24 protein-coding genes and 1 pseudogene are annotated in these 23,017 nt (G+C 57.2%); 17 read left to right on the forward strand and 8 right to left on the reverse strand.

All coding sequences use genetic code 11. The features are described from left to right. Nucleotides 1-6: 6 nt before the first annotated feature. The 12 genes from cysD (at nt 7) to rpoS (ending at nt 9,730) form a co-directional block, all read left to right on the forward strand. Complete coding sequence (cysD, locus tag FU672_RS18380) at nt 7-915, forward strand: sulfate adenylyltransferase subunit CysD (protein WP_006811770.1); 909 nt, start codon at nt 7-9, stop codon at nt 913-915. Nucleotides 916-924: 9 nt separating this feature from the next. Further along, the gene (cysN, locus tag FU672_RS18385) at nt 925-2,349 is read left to right on the forward strand and encodes a sulfate adenylyltransferase subunit CysN (RefSeq protein WP_148244322.1); all 1,425 of its coding nucleotides are present in this window, start codon (nt 925-927) and stop codon (nt 2,347-2,349) included. Further along, a complete protein-coding gene (gene cysC, locus FU672_RS18390) occupies nt 2,349-2,954 on the forward strand; it encodes an adenylyl-sulfate kinase (protein ID WP_148244323.1) in 606 nt (201 codons plus the stop codon). Before cysN ends, cysC begins: the two co-directional genes overlap by 1 nt. Before the next feature lie 58 nt (nt 2,955-3,012). After that, nucleotides 3,013-3,342: a DUF3561 family protein gene (locus FU672_RS18395; RefSeq protein ID WP_148244324.1), complete on the forward strand. Its 330-nt coding sequence runs from the start codon at nt 3,013-3,015 to the stop codon at nt 3,340-3,342. Nucleotides 3,343-3,508: 166 nt separating this feature from the next. After that, entirely contained in the window at nt 3,509-3,820 is a 312-nt protein-coding gene (gene ftsB, locus FU672_RS18400; RefSeq protein WP_008499609.1) for a cell division protein FtsB, read from the forward strand. A 19-nt stretch (nt 3,821-3,839) separates the two neighbouring features. Beyond that, a complete protein-coding gene (gene ispD, locus FU672_RS18405; protein WP_032643093.1) occupies nt 3,840-4,550 on the forward strand; it encodes a 2-C-methyl-D-erythritol 4-phosphate cytidylyltransferase in 711 nt (236 codons plus the stop codon). Further along, entirely contained in the window at nt 4,550-5,029 is a 480-nt protein-coding gene (ispF, locus tag FU672_RS18410) for a 2-C-methyl-D-erythritol 2,4-cyclodiphosphate synthase (RefSeq protein ID WP_029741541.1), read from the forward strand. Before ispD ends, ispF begins: the two co-directional genes overlap by 1 nt. Beyond that, nucleotides 5,026-6,075: a tRNA pseudouridine(13) synthase TruD gene (truD, locus tag FU672_RS18415; protein WP_148244325.1), complete on the forward strand. Its 1,050-nt coding sequence runs from the start codon at nt 5,026-5,028 to the stop codon at nt 6,073-6,075. Before ispF ends, truD begins: the two co-directional genes overlap by 4 nt. Next, nucleotides 6,056-6,817 carry a 5'/3'-nucleotidase SurE gene (surE, locus tag FU672_RS18420; RefSeq protein WP_023333225.1) on the forward strand — a complete coding sequence of 254 codons (762 nt, stop codon included), beginning with the start codon at nt 6,056-6,058 and terminating at the stop codon, nt 6,815-6,817. Before truD ends, surE begins: the two co-directional genes overlap by 20 nt. Then, nucleotides 6,811-7,437: a protein-L-isoaspartate(D-aspartate) O-methyltransferase gene (locus FU672_RS18425; RefSeq protein ID WP_023333224.1), complete on the forward strand. Its 627-nt coding sequence runs from the start codon at nt 6,811-6,813 to the stop codon at nt 7,435-7,437. Before surE ends, FU672_RS18425 begins: the two co-directional genes overlap by 7 nt. 116 nt (nt 7,438-7,553) lie before the next feature. Continuing rightward, complete coding sequence (nlpD, locus tag FU672_RS18430) at nt 7,554-8,678, forward strand: murein hydrolase activator NlpD (RefSeq protein ID WP_148244326.1); 1,125 nt, start codon at nt 7,554-7,556, stop codon at nt 8,676-8,678. A 59-nt stretch (nt 8,679-8,737) separates the two neighbouring features. Continuing rightward, on the forward strand, nt 8,738-9,730 hold the full coding sequence (rpoS, locus tag FU672_RS18435; protein WP_148244327.1) for an RNA polymerase sigma factor RpoS: 993 nt from the start codon (nt 8,738-8,740) through the stop codon (nt 9,728-9,730). Nucleotides 9,731-9,783: 53 nt separating this feature from the next. Here rpoS and FU672_RS18440 read toward each other — a convergent pair whose 3' ends face one another. Then, on the reverse strand, nt 9,784-10,161 hold the full coding sequence (locus tag FU672_RS18440; protein WP_148244328.1) for a DUF4440 domain-containing protein: 378 nt from the start codon (nt 10,159-10,161) through the stop codon (nt 9,784-9,786). Next, a pseudogene (locus FU672_RS18445) lies at nt 10,158-11,359 on the reverse strand (MFS transporter). The gene FU672_RS18440 and the pseudogene FU672_RS18445 overlap by 4 nt, the downstream one beginning before the upstream one ends. A gap of 108 nt (nt 11,360-11,467) precedes the next feature. Between FU672_RS18445 and FU672_RS18450 the strand changes: the two are divergent. Next, nucleotides 11,468-12,355: a LysR family transcriptional regulator gene (locus FU672_RS18450; RefSeq protein ID WP_148244365.1), complete on the forward strand. Its 888-nt coding sequence runs from the start codon at nt 11,468-11,470 to the stop codon at nt 12,353-12,355. Here FU672_RS18450 and FU672_RS18455 read toward each other — a convergent pair. Further along, nucleotides 12,352-12,759: a MarR family winged helix-turn-helix transcriptional regulator gene (locus FU672_RS18455; protein WP_148244329.1), complete on the reverse strand. Its 408-nt coding sequence runs from the start codon at nt 12,757-12,759 to the stop codon at nt 12,352-12,354. The genes FU672_RS18450 and FU672_RS18455 overlap by 4 nt on opposite strands. A gap of 172 nt (nt 12,760-12,931) precedes the next feature. Between FU672_RS18455 and FU672_RS18460 the strand changes: the two genes are divergently transcribed. From FU672_RS18460 to FU672_RS18470, 3 genes are read left to right on the forward strand one after another with little or no spacing between them, the layout of a single operon-like run. Further along, nucleotides 12,932-13,534, forward strand: a complete 603-nt coding sequence (locus FU672_RS18460; RefSeq protein WP_148244330.1) for a non-oxidative hydroxyarylic acid decarboxylases subunit B — start codon at nt 12,932-12,934, stop codon at nt 13,532-13,534. Next, nucleotides 13,524-14,951 (forward strand): non-oxidative hydroxyarylic acid decarboxylases subunit C, encoded by a 1,428-nt coding sequence (locus tag FU672_RS18465; protein ID WP_148244331.1) that lies wholly within the window; start codon nt 13,524-13,526, stop codon nt 14,949-14,951. The genes FU672_RS18460 and FU672_RS18465 overlap by 11 nt, the downstream gene beginning before the upstream one ends. 10 nt (nt 14,952-14,961) lie before the next feature. Further along, nucleotides 14,962-15,183: a non-oxidative hydroxyarylic acid decarboxylases subunit D gene (locus FU672_RS18470; RefSeq protein ID WP_003862116.1), complete on the forward strand. Its 222-nt coding sequence runs from the start codon at nt 14,962-14,964 to the stop codon at nt 15,181-15,183. Nucleotides 15,184-15,276: 93 nt separating this feature from the next. Here FU672_RS18470 and mutS read toward each other — a convergent pair whose 3' ends face one another. Further along, on the reverse strand, nt 15,277-17,838 hold the full coding sequence (gene mutS / locus FU672_RS18475; RefSeq protein WP_148244332.1) for a DNA mismatch repair protein MutS: 2,562 nt from the start codon (nt 17,836-17,838) through the stop codon (nt 15,277-15,279). A gap of 113 nt (nt 17,839-17,951) precedes the next feature. Continuing rightward, nucleotides 17,952-18,182: a SymE family type I addiction module toxin gene (locus tag FU672_RS18480; RefSeq protein ID WP_148244333.1), complete on the reverse strand. Its 231-nt coding sequence runs from the start codon at nt 18,180-18,182 to the stop codon at nt 17,952-17,954. Between the two features lie 175 nt (nt 18,183-18,357). Between FU672_RS18480 and FU672_RS18485 the strand changes: the two genes are divergently transcribed. Continuing rightward, the gene (locus tag FU672_RS18485) at nt 18,358-18,744 is read left to right on the forward strand and encodes a nitrous oxide-stimulated promoter family protein (RefSeq protein WP_148244334.1); all 387 of its coding nucleotides are present in this window, start codon (nt 18,358-18,360) and stop codon (nt 18,742-18,744) included. Nucleotides 18,745-18,748: 4 nt separating this feature from the next. Here FU672_RS18485 and flhA read toward each other — a convergent pair whose 3' ends face one another. The 3 genes from flhA to hypD form a co-directional block, all read right to left on the reverse strand. Continuing rightward, nucleotides 18,749-20,821, reverse strand: coding sequence for a formate hydrogenlyase transcriptional activator FlhA (gene flhA, locus FU672_RS18490; protein ID WP_148244335.1), 2,073 nt, complete (start codon nt 20,819-20,821; stop codon nt 18,749-18,751). A gap of 64 nt (nt 20,822-20,885) precedes the next feature. Further along, complete coding sequence (gene hypE / locus FU672_RS18495; protein ID WP_148244336.1) at nt 20,886-21,896, reverse strand: hydrogenase expression/formation protein HypE; 1,011 nt, start codon at nt 21,894-21,896, stop codon at nt 20,886-20,888. Further along, entirely contained in the window at nt 21,893-23,014 is a 1,122-nt protein-coding gene (gene hypD, locus FU672_RS18500) for a hydrogenase formation protein HypD (protein ID WP_148244337.1), read from the reverse strand. Before hypD ends, hypE begins: the two co-directional genes overlap by 4 nt. Nucleotides 23,015-23,017 lie beyond the last annotated feature (3 nt).

Genomic DNA, 23,017 nt, shown 5'->3' on the forward strand with positions numbered 1-23,017 from the left:
ACGGTTATGGACCAAAAACGTCTTACACACCTGCGGCAGCTTGAAGCGGAGAGTATCCATATCATCCGCGAAGTGGCCGCCGAGTTTTCTAACCCGGTGATGATGTACTCCATCGGTAAAGATTCCAGCGTCATGCTGCATCTGGCGCGTAAAGCGTTTTATCCAGGTACGCTGCCGTTCCCGCTGCTGCACGTGGATACCGGCTGGAAATTCCGCGAAATGTACGAGTTCCGCGACCGTACCGCGAAAGCCTACGGTTGCGAGCTGCTGGTGCATAAAAACCCGGAAGGGGTGGCGATGGGCATTAACCCGTTCGTGCACGGTAGCGCCAAACACACCGATATCATGAAAACCGAAGGGCTGAAGCAGGCGCTGAATAAATACGGTTTTGACGCGGCCTTCGGCGGCGCGCGCCGTGACGAAGAGAAATCCCGCGCCAAAGAGCGTATCTACTCCTTCCGCGACCGCTTCCACCGCTGGGACCCCAAAAACCAGCGCCCGGAGCTGTGGCACAACTACAACGGTCAGATCAACAAAGGCGAGAGCATTCGCGTCTTCCCGCTCTCCAACTGGACCGAGCTGGATATCTGGCAGTACATCTATCTGGAAAACATCGAGATCGTTCCGCTGTATCTGGCCGCCGAGCGCCCGGTGCTGGAGCGCGACGGCATGCTGATGATGATCGACGACGATCGCATCGACCTGCAGCCGGGCGAAGTGATCAAAAAACAGATGGTGCGTTTCCGTACTCTCGGCTGCTGGCCGCTGACCGGCGCGGTGGAATCCAGCGCGCAGACGCTGCCGGAGATCATCGAAGAGATGCTGGTGTCCACCACCAGTGAGCGACAGGGGCGCGTGATTGACCGCGACCAGGCAGGCTCGATGGAGCTGAAGAAACGTCAGGGTTATTTCTAAGGAGCCGCCATGAACACCACTATTGCTCAACAAATTGCCAACGAAGGCGGCGTGGAAGCGTATCTGCACGCGCAACAACACAAAAGCCTGCTGCGTTTTCTGACCTGCGGCAGCGTGGATGACGGGAAAAGTACCCTGATTGGCCGCCTGCTGCACGATACGCGCCAGATTTACGAAGATCAGCTCTCTTCTCTGCATAACGACAGTAAACGTCACGGCACCCAGGGTGAAAAACTCGACCTGGCCCTGCTGGTGGATGGCCTGCAGGCGGAGCGCGAGCAGGGCATCACCATCGACGTGGCCTACCGATACTTCTCTACCGAGAAGCGCAAATTTATTATTGCCGACACGCCAGGGCACGAGCAGTACACCCGTAACATGGCAACCGGCGCCTCCACCTGCGACCTGGCGATCCTGCTGATGGACGCGCGTAAAGGCGTGCTGGATCAAACCCGTCGCCACAGCTTTATCTCGACGCTGCTGGGGATCAAACACCTGGTGGTGGCGGTCAACAAGATGGATCTGGTGAACTTCAGCGAAGAGAAGTTCGAAGAGATCCGCCAGAGCTATCTGACCTTTGCCGAACAGCTTCCGGGCAACCTGGATATTCGTTTTGTGCCGCTTTCGGCGCTGGAAGGGGATAACGTCGCCTCCCAGAGCGCGAACATGCCGTGGTACAGCGGCCCGACGCTGCTGGAAGTGCTGGAAACCGTTGAAATTCAGCGCGTGGTCGACACCCAGCCGATGCGCTTCCCGGTGCAGTACGTGAACCGTCCAAACCTCGATTTCCGCGGTTTCTCGGGCACCCTCGCGTCAGGCTCCGTGAAGGTAGGTCAGCGCGTCAAGGTGCTGCCATCCGGCGTGGAATCCACCCTCGCCCGCATCGTCACCTTCGACGGTGACCTGCAGGAGGCGGGCGCCGGTGAAGCCGTAACGCTGGTGCTGAAAGACGAAATTGATATCAGCCGGGGCGACCTGCTGGTAGACGCGCAGGAAACGCTGGCGGCAGTGCAGGGTGCCTCCGTGGATGTGGTGTGGATGGCGGAGCAACCCCTGACCGCTGGCCAGAGCTATGACATCAAAATTGCCGGCAAGAAAACCCGCGCCCGCGTGGACGGTATTCAGTTCCAGGTGGATATCAACAACCTGACCCAGCGTGACGTCACCGAGCTGCCGCTAAACGGCATTGGTCTGGTCGATCTGACCTTCGACGAACCGCTGGTGCTGGATCCGTATCAGCAGAACCCGGTCACGGGAGGGCTGATCTTTATCGACAGGCTGACCAACGTTACCGTCGGTGCCGGTATGGTACGCGAACCGATTAAACAGGCTGCCGTGGCGTCTGAATTTAGTGCCTTCGAGCTGGAACTGAACGCGCTGGTGCGTAAACACTTCCCGCACTGGGGCGCACGCGATCTGCTGGGAGGCAAGTAATGGCTGCCCATGATGAGAACGTCGTCTGGCATGCTCATCCGGTCACCGTCGCCCAGCGCGAACGGCTCCACGGTCACCGTGGGGTTGTGCTGTGGTTTACCGGGCTGTCCGGCTCGGGTAAATCGACGGTGGCGGGCGCGCTGGAAGAGGCGTTGCATCAGCAGGGGGTAAGCACGTACCTGCTGGATGGCGACAACGTGCGTCACGGCCTGTGCAGCGATTTAGGGTTTAGCGACGATGACCGCAAAGAGAACATCCGCCGGGTGGGTGAAGTCGCCAGCCTGATGGCTGACGCCGGGCTGGTGGTGCTGACCGCATTTATCTCTCCGCACCGCGCCGAGCGCCAGATGGTGCGCGAACGCGTCGGTCAGGATCGCTTTATCGAGGTGTTTGTCGATACGCCGCTGGAGATTTGCGAAGCGCGCGACCCGAAAGGGCTGTACAAGAAAGCGCGTGCCGGAGAACTGCGCAACTTCACCGGAATTGACGCGGTATACGAAGCGCCTGAATCGCCTGAGATTCACCTTGAAGGTGAACAATTGGTAACAAATTTAGTAAGCCAATTATTAGACCTGCTCAGACGGGACGATATTATCAGATCCTGAGACGGTATCGTTCGGGAGCTGTCTTCCCGAACGATGAGTCACGGTCACAGGATTAGCTATGCGCAACAGTGAACATTACATCATCACCACCACCGGGTCGGAGCCGCTCGCGACCGACGACGAAACGACCTGGTCATTTCCTGGGGCCATCATTGGCTTCGTCTCATGGTTGCTGGCGCTTGGCATTCCGTTTCTCCTCTACGGCGGCAACACGCTGTTCTTCTTTCTCTACACCTGGCCTTTCTTTCTGGCGTTGATGCCCGTGGCGGTTGTCGTCGGCATTGCGCTGCACTCGTTGCTCAATGGTAAGCTCCTGTACAGCACCGTGGTCACGATTGTGACGGTGGTTCTGATGTTTGGTCTGTTATTTTTGTGGCTCATGGGCTAACTTCAGCCATAATTCAAACCGTAACCAACTGTGTAACGATATTGTGCAGGACGATTCTGCGGAAAAAATGTGGTACATTTGCCCGCGATGTTGCGGCATCTCTGTTACCCCGGCGTAGTGCTCTGGGGAAGTCTTGGGATGAGGATGCCGTTTTTCAGGGGGCAGGATGGGTAAACTAACGCTGCTGTTGCTGGCTTTGCTAATCTGGCTGCAATATTCGCTGTGGTTCGGTAAGAACGGACTGCACGACTATAGCCGGGTAAGCGATGACGTCGCGGCTCAGCAGGCAACAAACGCCAAACTTAAGGCGCGAAACGATCAACTCTTTGCTGAAATTGATGACCTCAATGGCGGGCAAGAGGCGATTGAGGAACGCGCACGCAATGAACTCAGTATGACTAAGCCGGGCGAAACCTTTTATCGTCTGGTTCCGGATGCGTCTAAACGCAATCAGGGCTCAGCACAAAACAATCGATAATCAGGCCCAGGATTACGACATGGCAGTAACTTTTTCGGACGTATGCGCCGTGGTGCCGGCCGCAGGTTTTGGCCGGCGCATGCAAACAGAATGTCCCAAGCAGTACCTCTCTATTGGCGATAAAACGATCCTCGAGCACGCTGTGGCAGCGCTGCTGGCGCACCCACGGGTGACGCGTGTGATCATCGCCATCAGCCCTGGCGATGCGCGCTTCGCGCAGCTGCCGCTGGCAAATCATCCACAGATTACCGTCGTTGACGGTGGCGCCGAGCGCGCCGATTCCGTGCTGGCGGGCATTCAGGCCGCCGGAAACGCGCCGTGGGTGCTGGTACATGACGCGGCGCGTCCGTGTCTGCATCAGGACGACCTTGCGCGCCTGCTGGCCCTGAGCGAAACAAGCAAGGTTGGCGGGATTCTGGCCGCGCCGGTGCGCGACACCATGAAGCGCGCCGAGCCGGGCAAACAGGCTATCGCTCACACCGTCGATCGCGTCGATTTATGGCACGCGCTAACGCCACAATTTTTCCCCCGCGAGTTACTCCACGACTGCTTAACGCGCGCGCTTAAAGAAGGTGCGACCATCACGGACGAAGCCTCTGCGCTGGAATATTGCGGTTTCCACCCAACGCTTGTTGAAGGACGTGCTGATAATATTAAAGTGACGCGTCCGGAAGATTTACAGCTTGCGGAATTCTATCTTACCCGTTCGACCCATCAGGAGAAGGCATAATGCGAATTGGACACGGTTTTGATGTACACGCCTTTGGCGGAGAAGGCCCAATTATCATTGGCGGCGTGCGCATTCCTTATGAAAAAGGACTGCTGGCGCATTCTGATGGCGACGTGGCTCTGCATGCGCTGACCGACGCGCTGTTGGGCGCTGCCGCGCTGGGTGATATCGGCAAGCTGTTCCCGGACACCGACCCGGCATTTAAAGGGGCGGACAGCCGCGAACTGCTGCGCGAAGCGTGGCGTCGCATTCAGGCGAAAGGCTACACCCTCGGCAACGTCGACGTGACGATTATTGCTCAGGCCCCGAAAATGCTGCCGCATATTCCGCAGATGCGCGTGTTTATTGCAGAAGATCTGGGCTGCCATATGGACGACGTGAACGTCAAAGCGACGACGACCGAGAAGCTGGGCTTTACCGGGCGTGGCGAAGGGATTGCCTGTGAAGCCGTGGCGCTGCTGCTGAAGGCGAGCAAATGACAGACTTCGACAACCTGACATACCTGCACGGTCAACCGCAGGGGAACGGGGTGCTGAAAGCCAGCCCGGAAGATTTCCTCGTGGTGGAGGATCTGGGCTTTGAGCCGGATGGCGAAGGCGAACATATCCTGGTACGTATTCTGAAAAATGGCTGCAATACCCGCTTTGTGGCCGACGCGCTGGCAAAATTCCTCAAAATTCACGCCCGCGAAGTGAGCTTTGCCGGGCAGAAAGATAAACACGCCGTCACTGAACAGTGGCTCTGCGCGCGCGTTCCTGGCAATACGATGCCTGATTTAAGTAAATTTGAGCTTGAAGGCTGTAAGGTACTGGAGTTCGCCCGCCACAAGCGCAAACTGCGTCTGGGGGCATTGAAGGGGAACGACTTTACGCTGGTACTGCGTGAAGTGTCCCACCGCGAAGACGTTGAAAAACGTCTGAACGCCATCAATGAACGCGGTGTACCGAACTACTTTGGCGCGCAGCGCTTTGGCATTGGCGGCAGCAACCTGCAGGGCGCGCTGCGCTGGGCGCAAAGCGATACACCGGTGCGTGACAGGAATAAACGCAGTTTTTGGTTGTCGGCGGCCCGCAGTGCGTTGTTTAATCAGATTGTGAGCGAAAGGCTGAAAAAACCGGACGCGAATCAAGTTGTTGTTGGCGATGCGCTACAATTAGCGGGACGCGGAAGCTGGTTTGTGGCAACGGCCGAAGAAATGGCCGATGTGCAGTCGCGCGTGGACGCAAAAGCGCTGATGATTACCGCCGCGTTGCCCGGTACGGGCGACTGGGGAACACAGGGCGACGCGCTGGCCGCTGAGCAGTCAGCCGTAGCGGATGCGCCAGAATTGCAATCCTTACTGGTGCGGGAAAAAGTCGAAGCGGCACGCCGCGCGATGCTGCTCTATCCGCAGCAGTTAAGCTGGAACTGGTGGGATGACGTGACCGTCGAGTTACGCTTCTGGCTACCGGCAGGTAGCTTTGCCACCAGTGTTGTCAGGGAACTTATCAACACCTCGGGTGATTATGCGAATATTGCTGAGTAACGATGACGGGATCCACGCGCCAGGCATTCAGACCCTGGCGAAACACCTTCGCGAATTTGCGGATGTGCAGGTCGTGGCACCCGATCGTAACCGCAGTGGAGCGTCTAACTCTCTGACGCTGGAGTCGTCGCTTCGCACCTTTACCTTTGAAAATGGCGATATTGCCGTGCAGATGGGCACGCCAACCGACTGCGTTTTTCTGGGCGTGAACGCGCTGATGCGACCGCGTCCTGATATCGTCGTCTCCGGCATCAACGCCGGTCCTAACCTTGGCGATGACGTGATTTACTCCGGTACCGTGGCGGCCGCAATGGAAGGGCGCCATCTGGGGTTCCCGGCGCTGGCGGTCTCGTTAAACGGCCACACGCACTACGACACCGCTGCCGCGGTGACCTGTTCGATCCTGCGAGCGCTCGGCCGCGAGCCGTTGCGTACCGGGCGTATCCTCAACATCAACGTGCCGGATCTTCCTCTTGATGAAATTAAGGGCATTCGCGTCACCCGTTGCGGGAGCCGACATCCTGCCGATCAGGTGATCCCGCAGCAGGATCCTCGCGGCAACACGCTTTACTGGATTGGCCCTCCCGGCGATAAGTGCGATGCGGGTCCGGATACCGACTTCGCCGCCGTGGAGGAAGGCTATGTTTCGGTTACCCCGCTGCACGTAGATTTAACCGCGTATAGCGCGCATGATGTGGTGTCGGGCTGGCTGGATCGCGCAGGAGTGAACGCGCAATGGTAAACAAACGTGTACAAACTCTTCTGGAACAACTCCGCGCGCAGGGGATCCGCGACGAGCACGTGCTTGAAGCGCTTGCTCAGGTTCCGCGTGAGAAATTTGTAGATGAGGCGTTTGAACACAAAGCGTGGGAAAACGTGGCGCTGCCCATCGGGCAGGGCCAGACGATTTCGCAGCCTTACATGGTGGCACGCATGACGGAGCTGCTGGAGCTGACGCCCGACTCCCGCGTGCTGGAGATTGGCACCGGGTCGGGGTATCAGACCGCGATCCTGGCGCATCTGGTTCATCATGTATGCTCCGTTGAGCGGATTAAAGGTTTGCAGTGGCAGGCGCGTCGTCGCCTGAAACAACTTGATTTACATAATGTTTCGACACGACACGGTGATGGCTGGCAGGGTTGGAAGGCTCGCGCCCCGTTTGACGCGATCATCGTGACGGCGGCCCCGCCAGAAATTCCTGCTGCCCTGTTGTCGCAGCTGGATGAGGGGGGCATTCTTGTTCTGCCTGTCGGGGACGAGCAGCAGCTTTTGAAGCGCGTTCGTCGGCGCGGCGGCGAGTTTATTATCGACACCGTGGAAGCCGTGCGCTTTGTGCCTCTGGTAAAGGGGGAGTTGGCCTGAGACTCGGAATTATCCAGGGTTATTAAGGCAAATTCAGCGTATGGTGTGGCGCGAAAGATTCGTGCCATCACGGTAAATTTTAAGTCACTGGTAGTTAACACATTCCTGGGGGATAAATGAGCGCGGGAAGCCCTAAATTCACCATCAGCCGTGTTGCGGCATTATCACTGGTTTCGCTCTGGCTGGCAGGCTGTACAAGTTCTAACAACGCGCCTGCGCCCGTCAGTTCTGTCGGCGGAAACAGCGGTTCGGGTAACACGTCCAGCGGAATGTTGATCACACCTCCGCCTAAAATGGGTACCTCTACGGCGAAACAAAATCCGCCTATTCAGCCGGTTCAACGTCCAATGACGCAGCCGACGCAGATTCAGCCAGTGGAACAGCCTGTTCAGACTCAAAATGGCCGCATAGTCTATAACCGTCAGTATGGGAACATTCCGAAAGGCAGCTATACCGGCGGCAGCACCTATACCGTGAAACGCGGCGATACGCTGTTCTACATTGCGTGGATCACCGGGAACGATTTCCGTGACCTCGCGCAGCGCAATAACGTCCAGGCCCCGTATGGCCTTGAAGTCGGGCAAACGCTCCAGGTGGGCAACGCGACAGGCACGCCGCTGACGCCTGGCAACACCGTTTCAGCGGCCGATGTGACGGCTCAAAATAACAGCGTTAAGCCTGCACAAAAATCCACCACGGTGGTTGCTTCACAACCTGTAATTACGTATTCTGAGGATTCAGGTGATCAGACTGCTAACAAAATGTTGCCGAATAATAAAGGTACTGCGACTGTTGTCACAGCACCGGTGACGGCACCTGTGGTTAGCTCTACTGAACCGACTGCCAGCAGTATGACCTCCAGTTCGCCAATCTCTGCATGGCGCTGGCCAACTGACGGCAAGGTTATCGAGAACTTCTCTTCTTCCGAAGGGGGAAATAAAGGGATCGATATCGCAGGGAGTAAAGGACAGGCTATCATCGCGACCGCAGACGGACGCGTTGTGTATGCCGGTAACGCTCTGCGCGGTTACGGTAATCTTATTATCATCAAACATAACGATGATTACCTGAGTGCCTACGCCCATAACGACACAATGCTGGTCCGGGAACAACAAGAAGTTAAGGCGGGGCAAAAAATCGCTACCATGGGTAGCACCGGAACCAGTTCTACACGCTTGCATTTTGAAATTCGTTACAAGGGGAAATCCGTAAACCCGCTGCAGTACTTGCCGCAGCGATAATTTGACGGGGCATGCCAGCCAGGGTGTCTCGTTCAGGGATCACGGGTAGGAGCCACCTTATGAGTCAGAATACGCTGAAAGTTCATGATTTAAATGAAGACGCGGAATTTGATGAGAACGGAGTAGAGGCTTTTGACGAAAAAGCCTTAGTAGAAGAGGAACCCAGTGATAACGATTTGGCTGAAGAAGAGCTGTTATCGCAGGGTGCCACACAGCGTGTACTGGACGCGACTCAGCTTTACCTTGGGGAGATTGGTTACTCCCCACTGCTAACGGCCGAAGAAGAAGTCTATTTCGCACGTCGTGCTTTGCGTGGTGATGTGGCCTCGCGTCGTCGCATGATAGAAAGTAACCTGCGACTGGTCGTGAAAATTGCCCGCCGTTACGGCAATCGTGGTCTGGCTCTGCTGGATCTGATTGAAGAGGGCAATTTAGGTCTCATCCGCGCAGTTGAGAAGTTTGACCCGGAACGTGGGTTCCGCTTCTCAACCTACGCGACCTGGTGGATTCGTCAGACTATCGAACGGGCTATTATGAACCAGACCCGTACGATCCGCCTGCCGATTCACATCGTCAAAGAGTTGAACGTTTATCTGCGCACCGCGCGCGAGTTGTCCCATAAACTGGACCACGAGCCAAGCGCAGAAGAAATTGCCCAACAACTCGATAAACCGGTTGATGACGTGAGCCGTATGCTGCGTCTCAACGAGCGCATTACCTCTGTTGACACCCCGTTGGGTGGCGACTCCGAAAAAGCGCTGCTGGACATCCTGGCCGATGAAAAAGACAACGGTCCGGAAGACACCACGCAGGACGATGACATGAAGCAGAGCATCGTCAAATGGCTGTTCGAACTGAACGCCAAACAGCGTGAAGTGCTGGCACGTCGTTTCGGTTTACTGGGGTATGAAGCTGCGACACTGGAAGACGTCGGCCGCGAAATTGGCCTGACCCGTGAACGTGTTCGTCAGATTCAGGTTGAAGGTCTGCGCCGCCTGCGTGAAATCCTGCAGGGGCAAGGTCTGAATATCGAAGCGCTGTTCCGCGAATAAGCAACCTTTCGTCAAAAAAAGGCCCGTCGTGAGACGGGCCTTTTTCTTTTGTGCTACGGCTGCGCCGTTTCGTGCAGCAGACGCCACTCTATCCGATCGCCTTCCTGATTGAGCACCGCGGTTGACCAGCGCACGTTGACGGGCAGGTCTGGCCGGGTTTGCGTCTCACGATAGTGCAGCACCGCGCCACGATCCCAGCGCTGGATCGTGGATAATTCGTCAATGACGATCTTCAGTCCGGGACGGCTTCCACGCTGTTTTTCCAGAAAGCTGACAAGGCCGTCATAGTCAACATGAACTCCCCCGGGCGGGATCATCAGAAAATCTGGACTGAAGCGGGCGAGCAGGGCATCGAAATCGCCTTCACCTTTGCCTAACCAGTTTTCAAGCGCAATGTGGAGGTCGATAATGTCGTGTTCGAAAGGCGTCATGAATTCTCCTGTCGCAGTTGGGTGAGCACCTGCGTATTGTTAAGACGAAAAACGTACAGTACAGGCAATAAGGTCATGCCTGCGGCAAAAATAAACATCCCGTGCCATGCGGCGATCGGTGTCAGCCAGGCCTGCGCCAGGTTCAGCGCCTGCGCCAGCAGCAGGGCACCGGCAAAAAAGCTCAACTGACGATTAAGGTTCCACAGCGCGCTGGCATCCGGCATCTCTTCCCGGCGCGTCGTCAGAAAAGCGCTGCTCTGAGCCGTACTGCTGCAAAGGCTTCCCCCCGCACCCATCAGGGTAAACGCAACGGCAGGTAACAGCGTAGCCGAACTGACGTTAATCAAAAGCAGAATACCCGTCGCCTGCAACAGGCAGCCGATGATGATAAGCGGTCGGGGGCCGATACGGTTAAAATAGCGTCCCGTTGCCGTGATGGCGATAAACGATGCCACAGACCACGGCAGCATGAGCATCCCCGTTGTGGCTGGGCTCATGTTCGCCACGTGCTGAAGATAAAACATGCCCGTGACGTTCACCCCAATAAACATGCCGGGTACACAGAGATAGACAAGCATGGAAAAACGCAAAAGTGGGTCCGCGAGCAACGGCAGGTTTAGCAGTCTGGCTGCTTTCATTGTGGGCATTTCGTGTTTAAGCCACAGGCAGGCCAAAACAAAGGTCACGATAGCGACCGGGAGCGTGGCGAAAAATATCCATCGCCAGCTTAGCGTTTGCACCAGCAGTCCCCCGATAGCAGGGGAGCAGGCCGGGGCAAGCAACGCGACCAGCATCACCGCCGAGGAGAGTCTGGCACGCTCGTGAGGCTTAAACTGTTGCCAGGTCAGCGCCTGTCCGACGGGGATCAGTAAGCCCCCTCCCATGCCCTGGAGCACTCGCCATGCGATCAGACTTTCAAGCGTTGCAGACAAGCCCGCCGCAGCAGAGGCTGCGCTGAACAGAAAAAGCGAGAGCAGGATGACGCGCTTTGGCCCGATGCGTCGCGTGAGCACGCTGCTGAACGGGATCACCAGCGTCAGGCCGGCAATGTACCCGTTACTGACCCAGGCAAGGCTGAAGGCGTGGTGTTAAAGGCGTGAGCCATTGCCGGGAAGGCGACGCTGGCAATAAACATGTTGATCAAATCAAGAAAAAAGCCCAGCAGATAAACAACGGCGACTTTGCTGCGATACGTCATGGTGGATCCTCCGGTGAGGTGGCGTATCGTATCGATCCGGCAAGCACGGATAAACCTGACAAAGCGCGATATACTGTCAAAAATATTTTGACAGTAAAAGGCGTGATGATGATTAACTTACAGCGGACGCAGATGTTTGTTGCGGTGGCCGATACCGGCAGTTTCACTGCCGCAGCCGAGGCAATGGGGCTGACAAAAGCTGTGGTCAGCTTTAATATTCGCCAGCTTGAAGATGAGCTGGGCGTTACGCTGCTGCTGCGCTCTACCCGCCGCCTGACGTTAACCGAGGCGGGTGCGCTTTTTCATCAACGCAGCGTGGCGCTTTTGAAGGATGCAGAACGATTGCAGGATGATGTCCGCGCGAATCATGCGGGGCTCACTGGCGAACTGCGGATCACGACGACGCCCGAGTATGGCTCACAGGTCGTGGTACCGCTGCTGGCCAGGTTTAGCCGGCAGCACCCGGATCTTCGCGTGCGACATGTTTCGTCGTCCCTGCACGCCGACCTTATCTCGGAGCGCTTTGACGTGGCCATCCGGCTGGGAACGCTTGCCGATTCGCGCAATCACGCCGCACTGATTTCGCACTTCTCTATTCTCCCCGTCGCGATGCCCGGGTGGCTCGTTAACCATCCGATCGAAACGCTTGCGCAGTTGGCCCACGCAGACTGGATTATTCACGAGCGTCTGGTCTCTCCGCTGCACTGGCAGGTGAAAGATGCCAGCGGTGCGCCTGAAACGCTGGAGATAAAAAAAGCGCCGCGCCTGTTTGCCGACAGTGCTCAGGCCCTGATGGCCTTTGCGCTCGCCGGAGGTGGCGTGGCGTTACTGCCGGAATGGCTGGCGCGCGATGCGCTTGATGCGGGAAGACTGGTTCCGGTTTTACCGGAATATACCTTTGCGCAGCAGGGCATCTATGCGGTTTATCCTGATGCCCGGCATGTGTCAGCGAAAGTGCGCACCTTTATTGATTTTATGCGCACCAGCGTGAATTAATCGTGCATCATCTTTTTGATGAGCGCAGAGAACTGCTCCCGCTCGACCTTGTTAAGACGCCCTAAAAACGCCTCATCCACTTCGTTGCCAACGGGTTTGCAGCCTGCAAGCAGGGCTTCACCTTCTGGCGTCAGGAAGACAAACCGGCGGCGCTTATCGGCAGGATCGTGCTCGCGTTTGACCAGCCCGCGCGCCTCCATGCGGCTGAGCATCTCCGCCAGGGTCGCTTTCGTGCTGACCGCCACTTCGGTCAATGCCACCTGTTCAATACCCGGATGCTCGGCAATGGAGCGCATAACCGCATACTGTGGCTTGGTTAGTTCCGGTAAGGCATGTTGCCACTGCGCAGTATGCTGTTGAAAAAGCTGACGTAACAGGTGGAACGCCTCTTGTCTTAGTTCCATGAACACTCCGACGGAAAAAATCTCCCTCTATGATAGCCGCTATTGCTCTCAATTTTAACGCGGCATTTTTTAGCCATTCGTGTGATCGTATACGAACGATCTTGTCAGGAAAACAATCCTGGAGTAGCTTATTTATAATGTTCGTATACGAACAAAATGATTGAGGTGATGAATGAGATTGATAGTAGGAATGACGGGAGCAACGGGCGCGCCGCTGGGCGTGGCATTGCTGCAGGCGTTGCGGGAAATGCCGGAGGTGGAGACGCATTTGGTCATGTCTAAGTGGGCAAAAACCACTATTGAGCTGGAAACGTCTTATACCGCGCAGGACGTTGCAGCGCTGGCTGACGTTGTCCACAGTCCTGCTGACCAGGCCGCCACCCTCTCCTCCGGCTCGTTTCACACCGACGGCATGATCGTCATTCCCTGCAGCATGAAAACACTCGCGGGTATCCGCGCGGGCTACGCCGAAGGGCTGGTGGGACGTGCGGCGGATGTGGTGCTGAAAGAGGGGCGCAAGCTGGTGTTGGTTCCCCGTGAAACGCCGCTCAGCACCATTCATCTTGAGAACATGCTTGCACTTTCCCGCATGGGCGTGGCGATGGTGCCGCCAATGCCTGCGTATTACAACCACCCGCAAACCGCCGATGACATTACCCAGCATATTGTGACCCGCGTGCTCGACCAGTTCGGTCTGGAGCATAAAAAGGCGCGCCGCTGGAACGGGCTGCGGGAGGCGAAACATTTTTCACAGGAGAATAAAGATGGCATTTGATGATTTGAGAAGCTTCCTGCAGGCGCTCGATGAGCAAGGGCAGCTGCTGAAAATTGAGGAAGAGGTAAACGCCGAGCCCGATCTGGCGGCGGCAGCTAACGCGACCGGCCGCATTGGCGACGGTGCGCCCGCGCTGTGGTTCGACAATATTCGTGGCTTTACCGATGCCCGCGTGGTGATGAACACCATCGGCTCCTGGCAGAACCACGCCATTTCGATGGGGCTGCCTGCGAACACCCCGGTAAAAAAACAGATAGACGAGTTTATCCGCCGCTGGGATAAATTCCCCGTCACACCGGAGCGCCGCGCCAACCCTGCCTGGGCGCAGAATACGGTGGACGGTGAAGACATTAACCTGTTCGATATCCTGCCGCTGTTTCGCCTGAACGACGGTGACGGCGGTTTTTATCTCGATAAAGCGTGTGTTGTCTCGCGCGATCCGCTCGACCCGGATCACTTCGGCAAGCAGAACGTCGGGATCTACCGCATGGAAGTGAAGGGCAAGCGCAAGCTGGGTCTGCAGCCTGTTCCGATGCACGATATCGCCCTGCATCTGCACAAAGCGGAAGAGCGCGGTGAAGATCTGCCGATTGCGATTACTCTCGGCAACGACCCGATCATCACCCTGATGGGCGCCACGCCGCTGAAATACGATCAGTCCGAGTATGAAATGGCGGGTGCGCTGCGTGAAAGCCCGTATCCGATTGCCACCGCGCCGCTGACCGGCTTCGATGTGCCCTGGGGTTCTGAAGTGATCCTGGAAGGGGTGATTGAGGGCCGCAAGCGTGAAATCGAGGGGCCGTTCGGCGAGTTTACCGGACACTATTCCGGTGGCCGCAACATGACGGTGGTCCGTATCGACAAAGTCTCTTACCGCACCAAACCGATTTTCGAATCCCTTTACCTCGGCATGCCGTGGACCGAGATTGACTATCTGATGGGACCGGCCACCTGCGTGCCGCTCTACCAGCAGCTGAAAGCAGAATTCCCGGAAGTGCAGGCGGTGAACGCGATGTACACCCACGGTTTGCTGGCGATTATCTCCACCAAAAAACGCTACGGCGGTTTCGCCCGCGCGGTCGGTTTACGTGCCATGACTACGCCGCACGGTCTGGGCTACGTGAAGATGGTGATCATGGTGGATGAAGATGTCGATCCGTTCAACCTCCCGCAGGTGATGTGGGCGCTGTCGTCGAAAGTGAACCCGGCAGGGGATCTGGTGCAACTGCCAAATATGTCGGTCCTTGAACTTGACCCTGGATCCAGCCCGGCGGGCATTACCGACAAGCTGATTATCGATGCCACCACGCCTGTCGCGCCGGACACCCGGGGCCACTACAGCCAGCCGGTACAGGATCTGCCTGAAGCCAAAGCCTGGGCCGAAAAACTGACCGCGATGCTGGCAGCACGTCAATAAGGAGGAAAAGATGATTTGTCCACGTTGTGCCGATGAGCATATTGAAGTGATGGCGACATCGCCGGTAAAAGGGGTCTGGACCGTTTACCAGTGCCAGCATTGTTTGTATACCTGGCGCGATACCGAACCGCTGCGCCGTACCAGCCGTGAGCATTACCCGGAAGCGTTCCGCATGACGCAGAAGGATATTGACGAGGCGCCGCAGGTGCCGACCATCCCGCCGCTGTTGTAAAAAAAGCCCGGTGGCGCTGCCGCTTACCGGGCCTACGGGTTTTGTAGGTCGGGTAAGGCGAAGCCGCCACCCGACAAAACAGACCGCAGAGAACTAAACCAGACTCTTCAACCGATAAATCCACTCCAGCGCCTGACGCGGTGTCAGTGAATCCGGGTCGAGGTTCTCCAGCGCTTCCACCGCTGGCGACGTCTCTTCCGCAGGCACCAACAGCGACATCTGCGTGCCATCAATCTGCGTCGCCGCCGCATTCGGTGACAGGCTTTCCAGTTCACGCAGTTTCTGACGCGCGCGCTTGATCACATCTTTCGGTACACCTGCCAGCGCCGCTACGGCCAGACCATAGCTCTTGCTCGCCGCGCCATCCTGCACCGTATGCATGAAGGCAATGGTATCGCCGTGCTCAAGCGCATCCAGATGAACGTTCGCAACCCCTTCCATTTTCTCCGGTAGCTGCGTCAGTTCGAAATAGTGGGTGGCGAACAGCGTCATGGCCTTGATTTTATTCGCAAGGCTTTCCGCACAGGCCCATGCCAGCGACAGACCATCATAGGTTGACGTTCCGCGTCCGACTTCGTCCATCAGCACAAGGCTGTGCTCCGTCGCGTTATGCAGAATGTTTGCCGTTTCGGTCATCTCGACCATGAAGGTTGAGCGACCGCTCGCCAGATCGTCCGCTGCCCCGACGCGGGTAAAGATGCGGTCGATTGGGCCTATCTCCACATTTTGCGCCGGGACGTAGCTGCCGATATATGCGAGCAGCGCAATCAGCGCCGTCTGTCGCATATAGGTACTCTTACCGCCCATGTTCGGACCGGTAATGATCAACATTCTTCTCTGCGGTGACAGGCTCAGCGGGTTGGCGATGAACGGTTCATTCAGCACCTGCTCTACCACCGGATGACGGCCTTCAGTGATACGAATGCCGGGTTTGTCGGTAAAGGTCGGGCAGGTATAGTTCAGCGTTTCAGCCCGTTCTGCCAGATTCACCAGCACGTCCAGCTCCGCCAGCGCGCTGGCGCTCAGCTGCAGGTCGGCCAGGTGCGGCATCAGCATGTCAAACAGCTCATCATAAAGCTGTTTTTCCAGCGCCAGCGCTTTACCTTTCGAGGTGAGCACCTTGTCTTCGTACTCTTTCAGTTCAGGAATGATGTAGCGTTCGGCGTTTTTCAACGTCTGGCGACGCACGTAGTGAATCGGTGCCAGGTGGCTCTGCCCGCGGCTGATCTGAATATAGTAACCGTGTACCGCGTTATAACCCACTTTCAGGGTGTCGAGCCCGAGACGTTCGCGCTCGCGGATTTCCAGCTTATCGAGGTAGTCCGTCGCACCGTCGGCCAGCGCGCGCCATTCGTCCAGCTCTTCGTTGTAGCCTGGGGCAATCACGCCGCCATCACGCACCAGAACCGGAGGCGCATCGATAATGGCACGCTCCAGCAGTTCGCGAAGCTCGGTAAATTCGCCCATGGTTTCGCGGAGTTTCTGTACCGGCGCGCTGTCAACGTCACTCAACTGAGTACGCAGTTCCGGTAGCTGCTGGAAAGCATGACGCATCCGCGCGAGGTCACGTGGTCGCGCTGTTCGCAGTGCCAGACGAGCAAGGATACGCTCCAGATCGCCCACCTGACGCAGGACCGGCTGCAGCTCGGTATAGCGATCCTGCAACGCAGCAATCGTCTGCTGACGGCAAACCAGCGTATCGGTATCGCGAATCGGCATATGCAGCCAGCGTTTCAGCATGCGGCTGCCCATTGGCGTTACCGTACTGTCGAGGACCGACGCGAGCGTATTTTCTACGCCACCCGCCAGGTTCTGCGTGATCTCCAGGTTACGGCGCGTGGCGGCATCCATGATGATGCTGTCCTGCTGGCGCTCCATGGTGATAGAGCGGATATGCGGCAGGGAGGTGCGCTGGGTATCTTTTACGTACTGCAGGAGACAACCTGCCGCACACAGCCCGCGCGGAGCATTTTCAACGCCAAAGCCAATCAGATCGCGCGTGCCAAACTGCAGATTCAGCTGCTGGCGCGCAGTATCAATTTCGAATTCCCACAGCGGACGACGACGCAACCCGCGACGACCTTCAATCAGCGCTATTTCGGCGAAATCTTCGGCATAGAGTAATTCTGCCGGGTTGGTGCGCTGCAATTCGGCTGCCATCGTTTCACGGTCAGCCGGTTCACTCAGACGAAAACGTCCGGAGCTGATGTCCAGCGTCGCGTAGCCAAAGCCTTTACCGTCCTGCCACAGCGCTGCCAGAAGGTTATCCTGGCGCTCCTGTAACAGGGCTTCATCACTGATGGTACCAGGCGTGACGATGCGCACGACTTTGCGTTCCACCGGGCCTTTTGAGGTCGCCGGATCGCCGATCTGTTCGCAGATGGCGACGGACTCTCCCTGATTCACCAGCTTCGCCAGGTAGTTTTCTACCGCGTGGTGCGGGATACCTGCCATAGGGATGGGTTCGCCTGCCGAAGCGCCACGTTTGGTCAGCGAAATGTCGAGCAGCTGCGATGCACGCTTAGCATCGTCATAAAACAGCTCGTAAAAATCGCCCATACGGTAAAACAGCAGGATTTCCGGATGCTGTGCTTTCAGCTTCAGATACTGCTGCATCATCGGCGTATGTGCGTCGAAATTGTCGATTGTGTTCATGGAGTTATGATGTCCATTTCTTTGAAAATAAATCGTTTTGATCGGCTCAGTGGCCGTTTGTTCCTTCTATTGTCGCATGAAAAAAAGGTCCGGCGCAGAAAAATGTCGTGGCTTTACGAGCCGCCTTCCGACATTAATTCGATGACAATTTTTCCATGCTCCACGCCCACTCTGACCCTGGAATGGGTCGTAAACCCCGCCTTTTCAAGCCAGTCACCTTTTAAGCTCAGCGCCGCATGCACGCTGTAGCGCTTTGGTATCTTGGTATTGCGGTCTTCATGGCGCTTTCTAAAATATCCCACTTTTAAATGGCGATAGGGTTTGCTGATCGCGAGCTCTTGCATAGGGTCTCCAGACAACACGAATAAAGGTCATTTCTGATGCCTGTATAAAATACCAGTGATTATCGGTCGGTGCAGGGCTAAAACTGGAATCAGGCTTCAGAAAACGAAATGCAACCGCTGAAATCCAGTACTTAAAGGTGTATTATTAATGCACTTTATTATTCGGTAAGTCGTTATGTCCGGTAAACGCATCTCACGAGAAAAAGAAACCATCGCGAAAATGATCGCGTTGTATGAAAAGCAGTGCCCGCAGGCATCTCAGGAGGAAGGGCATTATCAGGCGCTCAAGGCGTATGCCGATAAGCGCCTGGATAAGTGCGTTTTCGGTGAGGACAAGCCTGCCTGCAAGCAGTGTCCGGTACACTGCTACCAGCCTGCCAGACGTGAAGAGATGAAGCAGGTGATGCGCTGGGCAGGTCCGCGTATGTTATGGCGTCATCCCATCCTGACCGTTCGTCATCTGATTGATGACCGTCGTCCCGTGCCGGAACTGCCGGATAAATACCGTCCGAAAAAAGAGGTCCTTACCAGAGGCGGTGTCAGGAAAACACCGCCGGAATAAGGCTTTAAACCAGGCTCTCTTTATCAATCCCGAGACGCTTCATGCGCGACAGCAGGGTGGTGCGTTTTAACCCCAGGCGCTGGGCGGCACCTTTTGGCCCGGCGACCACGCCGTTGGTCTCTTTCAGCACGCGCATAATGAGCTGATATTCATCTTCTCCCTCTTTCGCTATTTCGGCGGCGGGCACGGTCACGTCAGGAAGCGTAACCTCAGGCAGGGAGAGTTGCAGCACATTGCCGCGTGTCAGCAGCACCGCGCGTTCGATGACGTTTTCCAGCTCACGCACGTTGCCGGGCCATTCCATTGATGAAAGGGTACGCAACGTCTCGGCAGGAATACTGTCGATGTTTCGCCCCATCCGGCGCGCGATCTTCGCGGTAAACGCTTTGACCAGCAGGGGGATATCTTCCGGGCGTTCGCGCAGCGGCGGCAGGATGATCGGGAAGACGTTCAGGCGATAGTAAAGATCGCTGCGAAATTCGCGGTCGGAGACCATTTTTTTCAGGTCGCGGTTGGTGGCGGCAATCAGCCGCACGTCGGTCTGGATAAGCTTGTTGCTGCCAAGGCGCTCAAACTCCTGCTCCTGCAGGACGCGCAGCAGTTTCGGCTGTAGCTCCAGCGGCATATCGCCCACTTCGTCGAGGAACAGCGAGCTTTTGTCCGCCAGCTCAAAACGGCCCAGCCGCTGGCTGCTGGCCCCGGTGAATGCGCCACGTTCGTGGCCGAACAGATCGCTTTCCAGCAGGCCCGCAGGCATCGCCGCGCAGTTCATCTTCACCATCCGGCGGCTGTTGCGGTTGCTCAGGTTGTGGATGGCGCGGGCAATCAGCTCTTTACCCGTACCGGTTTCGCCCAGAATCAGCACCGTGCTGTCGCTTTGCGCCACCATCTCAACCTGCTTGAGCACGCTGTACATGGCGTCGCTGCGCCCGATGATTTCACCAAACTCGCTGTCCACGTTGTTGAGCTGTTCGGTCAGGGCCAGGTTCTCATCCACCAGCCGCTCTTTCAGGCGGTGGATCTCCTGATAGGCGAGGGCGTTATCCAGGGCAATAGAGATACGCTCGGCGATCTGGCGCAGCAGCTTCAGGTTGGCAGTGGTAAACACACCTTCCTCGCACTGTGCCAGCTTCAGCACGCCCAGCATGGTGTTGCCGGACATCAGCGGCAGCAGGCACAGGGTCTGAATTTTATTGCCCCAGGTGTTGAACAGCATCCGCTCGTACGGCGCTACCGGGTCCTGCTCGTTCAGGTTGAGCAGGAGGATCTCTTTGCTTTTGAAGACCCGCTCAGAAAGGGTGCCCGCTTCATCCACTTCGCTCTGCTCGTGTGCCGGGTTGGCTTCATCGAGATAATGTGTGGAGTAGATGCTGAGCTTGCCCTTGCGATGGCCGCGAAGCGCAATGCTGATGGCGTCGATTTTAAAATAGTGGTGGATCTCTTTCGAGACTTCGCTGACCAGCTCATCCATGTCGAGCCGTGACAGCACGGCGTTAGTGATGGCGACCAGAATGCGGAAGTTGTCGCGCTCGCGGCTCAGCAGGTCGTAATCGACATTATTGGTGACGCGGCTTTGGATCTGCTCCGCGACGACGGCCACAATCTGGGTGAAGGTGTGCAGGCGCTCGTATTCCGCCTCGCTCCAGGGCTGGTCGGTCGTGCGGATAAACTCGCAGCCGCCAAAAATCTGGCCCTCTGCCGCCAGCGGCAACATGCAGTAATGCCCGAAAGGTTGATAGAGGTTGCTCTGTGCCAGCCGCGGCCACGCCTGGCGGAATTCCGCAAAGTTGCAGTGCAGCACTTCAGGCCGGGAGAGTATGCGGCGCACCGGGCCATGTGCCAGATACGTTTCGTCTTCGTATTCAAACGTTTTGCCATTATCACGCGTTGAGTAGTAGCTCGCGCGGTGCGTTCCGCTATGCCAGAGCACAATCGCGGCGCTGTCCGCCAGCGCCGATTGCCTGACCAGCCGCGTCAGGGCATCGCTCAGCGCACCGAGGTCGGGCTGCTGTAAAAGTGTGCGCGTGATGTCAAACAGACCCTGCTGTCCAAGATCGCTCATCGGTGTATACGGCATATTGCTTTCCAATAGAAACTGGCAAAAAAAGAGACATTCAGTGCTGACCGCTTTTGGCGCGGTTCTAGCAAATACGGGGTAAGGGTTCCGCGTGCGGCAGATCCAGCGTCCGTTTCACGCCATAAAGCCCGGTCAGGCGCACCCCTTTGCGCTCAACCACTTCACCAATCATCGCCGCCTCTTTTCCTGACGGATGAGCCCACAGCTGTTCAAGAACGGCTTCCGCTGCCGCGCGTTCAACGCCAATCACCAGTTTGCCTTCGTTTGCGAAGTTAAGCGGATCAAGGCCCAGCAGTTCGCAAAGCCCGCGAACGGCAGGCTTAACGGGCAGGCTGCGCTCGGTGAGTTCAATCCCGTACCCACAGCTTGCCGCAAACTCATGGACTACGGCATTCACACCGCCTCGCGTGGCGTCCCGCAGGGCCTTCACGCCAGGAACAGCACGCAGCGTCTGAATCATTGGGGTGAGCACCGCGCAGTCGCTGCGCAGTTCCCCATCCAGCCCCAGACCTTCGCGCAGGTTAAGGATGGTCGCCCCGTGGCAGCCCAGCGTTCCGGTCACGATCAGCACGTCGCCCACGCTAAGCTGCTGCGCGCCCCAGTGAATATCGGCGGGGATCGCCCCCATGCCGGCGGTGTTGATAAATAGCTTGTCGGCCGCGCCGCGCTGCACCACTTTGGTATCGCCGGTGACGATAGCCATCCCCGCCTCGCGTGCGGTCTGCGCCATGCTGTTGACCACTGTCGTGAGCGTCTCCATCGGTAATCCCTCTTCGAGGATAAACCCGCAAGAGAGGTAGCGCGGAATAGCGCCGCTGACCGCCACGTCGTTGGCCGTGCCGCAGACGGCGAGCTTGCCGATATCGCCGCCGGGGAAGAACAGCGGATCGATCACGTAGCTGTCGGTAGAGAAGGCCAGCCTGTCGCCCTGCGCGGTGAGGGTGGTGAGGTCAATGCGCGCCTGGTCTTCCTGTTCGGCGAGCCAGGGGTTGTTAAAGGCCTCCATAAACAGCCGGTTAATCAGCTGCTGCATCGCCTGTCCGCCGCTGCCGTGCGCCATTTCAACCGTATTCATGCTTCGCTCTCCTGGTTGCGATACTGATACCACGCGGCACATGCCCCTTCGGAGGAGACCATCAGCGCGCCAAACGCCGTTTGCGGGTTACAGGTGTTGCCAAATAACGGGCATTGATGAGGTTTGCATTTACCGGTGAGCACGTCGCCGCAGCGGGCCCGGGGATCGTCGCAAACCTGCTGCGGCTGCGGGCGGAAATGCGCTTCGGCGTCGAACGCGCGATAGGCTGGCGTCAGACGCACGCCGGATTCGGCAATCAGCCCCAGCCCGCGCCACTCGCTGTCGCCCTCAACGCAAAACACGTCGGCTATCGCCTGCTGTGCCCGTTCATTTCCCGCATCCGGCACCACGCGGCGGTACTGGTTTTCCACTGCACTCAGGGCTGCTATTTTCTGCTCAACCAGCATGGTCACACCTTGCAGTAGATCAAGTGGTTCGAAACCAGCGACCACTAACGGACGATTGTACTGTTCAGCGATAAAACCGTAGGCGTCTGTGCCAATCACCATGCTGACATGCCCCGGAGCCAGAAAGGCGTCAATGCCATTTCCCGGCTCTTCCAGCAGGCTGCGCAGCGTGGGAATGAGCGTAATATGCTGGCAGAAAAAGAAAAAGTTATCGACGCTGCGCGCTTTCGCCTGTTGCAGCGTGATGGCGGTGGCGGGCATGGTGGTTTCAAACCCCAGGCCAAAAAACACCACCTTGCGCGCAGGGTTATTCTCTGCCAGCGTCAGGGCATCCATCGGCGAATAGACGATCCGGATGTCTGCTCCGTGCGCTTTCGCCTGCAGCAGCGAGCCGTTTTTCCCCGGCACGCGCATCGCGTCGCCAAAGGTGCAGAAAATGACGTCGGGCTGGCTGGCAATTTCAATACAGCTGTCGATGCGTCCCATCGGCAGAACACACACCGGGCAGCCGGGGCCGTGGATAAACTCGATGTTCTCCGGCAGCAGCTGGTCGAGGCCAAATTTGAAGATGGCGTGCGTGTGTCCGCCACACACCTCCATGATCCGCAGCGGTTTTTCTTTCGTGTAGTCCAGCAGCGCTGCGCGCGTTTTCAGGTGCCCGATAAGCTGCAGTACCTGCTCCGGCGCGCGGTATTCATCAACATAACGCATGTG

The sequence above is a fragment of the Enterobacter asburiae genome (assembly GCF_008080435.1).
GTDB classification, from domain to species: domain Bacteria; phylum Pseudomonadota; class Gammaproteobacteria; order Enterobacterales; family Enterobacteriaceae; genus Enterobacter; species Enterobacter asburiae_C.

Coding starts and splice junctions, on each gene's coding strand:
- surE (WP_023333225.1), top strand. CDS start 6,056: ATGCGAATATTGCTGAGTAACGATGACGGGATCCACGCGCCAGGCATT.
- hypD (WP_148244337.1), bottom strand. CDS start 23,014: ATGCGTTATGTTGATGAATACCGCGCGCCGGAGCAGGTACTGCAGCTT.
- FU672_RS18395 (WP_148244324.1), top strand. CDS start 3,013: ATGCGCAACAGTGAACATTACATCATCACCACCACCGGGTCGGAGCCG.
- truD (WP_148244325.1), top strand. CDS start 5,026: ATGACAGACTTCGACAACCTGACATACCTGCACGGTCAACCGCAGGGG.
- FU672_RS18480 (WP_148244333.1), bottom strand. CDS start 18,182: ATGCAAGAGCTCGCGATCAGCAAACCCTATCGCCATTTAAAAGTGGGA.
- rpoS (WP_148244327.1), top strand. CDS start 8,738: ATGAGTCAGAATACGCTGAAAGTTCATGATTTAAATGAAGACGCGGAA.
- cysN (WP_148244322.1), top strand. CDS start 925: ATGAACACCACTATTGCTCAACAAATTGCCAACGAAGGCGGCGTGGAA.
- FU672_RS18450 (WP_148244365.1), top strand. CDS start 11,468: ATGATTAACTTACAGCGGACGCAGATGTTTGTTGCGGTGGCCGATACC.
- cysD (WP_006811770.1), top strand. CDS start 7: ATGGACCAAAAACGTCTTACACACCTGCGGCAGCTTGAAGCGGAGAGT.
- ftsB (WP_008499609.1), top strand. CDS start 3,509: ATGGGTAAACTAACGCTGCTGTTGCTGGCTTTGCTAATCTGGCTGCAA.
- hypE (WP_148244336.1), bottom strand. CDS start 21,896: ATGAATACGGTTGAAATGGCGCACGGCAGCGGCGGACAGGCGATGCAG.
- nlpD (WP_148244326.1), top strand. CDS start 7,554: ATGAGCGCGGGAAGCCCTAAATTCACCATCAGCCGTGTTGCGGCATTA.
- ispF (WP_029741541.1), top strand. CDS start 4,550: ATGCGAATTGGACACGGTTTTGATGTACACGCCTTTGGCGGAGAAGGC.
- FU672_RS18460 (WP_148244330.1), top strand. CDS start 12,932: ATGAGATTGATAGTAGGAATGACGGGAGCAACGGGCGCGCCGCTGGGC.
- flhA (WP_148244335.1), bottom strand. CDS start 20,821: ATGCCGTATACACCGATGAGCGATCTTGGACAGCAGGGTCTGTTTGAC.
- FU672_RS18455 (WP_148244329.1), bottom strand. CDS start 12,759: ATGGAACTAAGACAAGAGGCGTTCCACCTGTTACGTCAGCTTTTTCAA.
- cysC (WP_148244323.1), top strand. CDS start 2,349: ATGGCTGCCCATGATGAGAACGTCGTCTGGCATGCTCATCCGGTCACC.
- FU672_RS18425 (WP_023333224.1), top strand. CDS start 6,811: ATGGTAAACAAACGTGTACAAACTCTTCTGGAACAACTCCGCGCGCAG.
- FU672_RS18485 (WP_148244334.1), top strand. CDS start 18,358: ATGTCCGGTAAACGCATCTCACGAGAAAAAGAAACCATCGCGAAAATG.
- ispD (WP_032643093.1), top strand. CDS start 3,840: ATGGCAGTAACTTTTTCGGACGTATGCGCCGTGGTGCCGGCCGCAGGT.
- mutS (WP_148244332.1), bottom strand. CDS start 17,838: ATGAACACAATCGACAATTTCGACGCACATACGCCGATGATGCAGCAG.
- FU672_RS18440 (WP_148244328.1), bottom strand. CDS start 10,161: ATGACGCCTTTCGAACACGACATTATCGACCTCCACATTGCGCTTGAA.
- FU672_RS18465 (WP_148244331.1), top strand. CDS start 13,524: ATGGCATTTGATGATTTGAGAAGCTTCCTGCAGGCGCTCGATGAGCAA.
- FU672_RS18470 (WP_003862116.1), top strand. CDS start 14,962: ATGATTTGTCCACGTTGTGCCGATGAGCATATTGAAGTGATGGCGACA.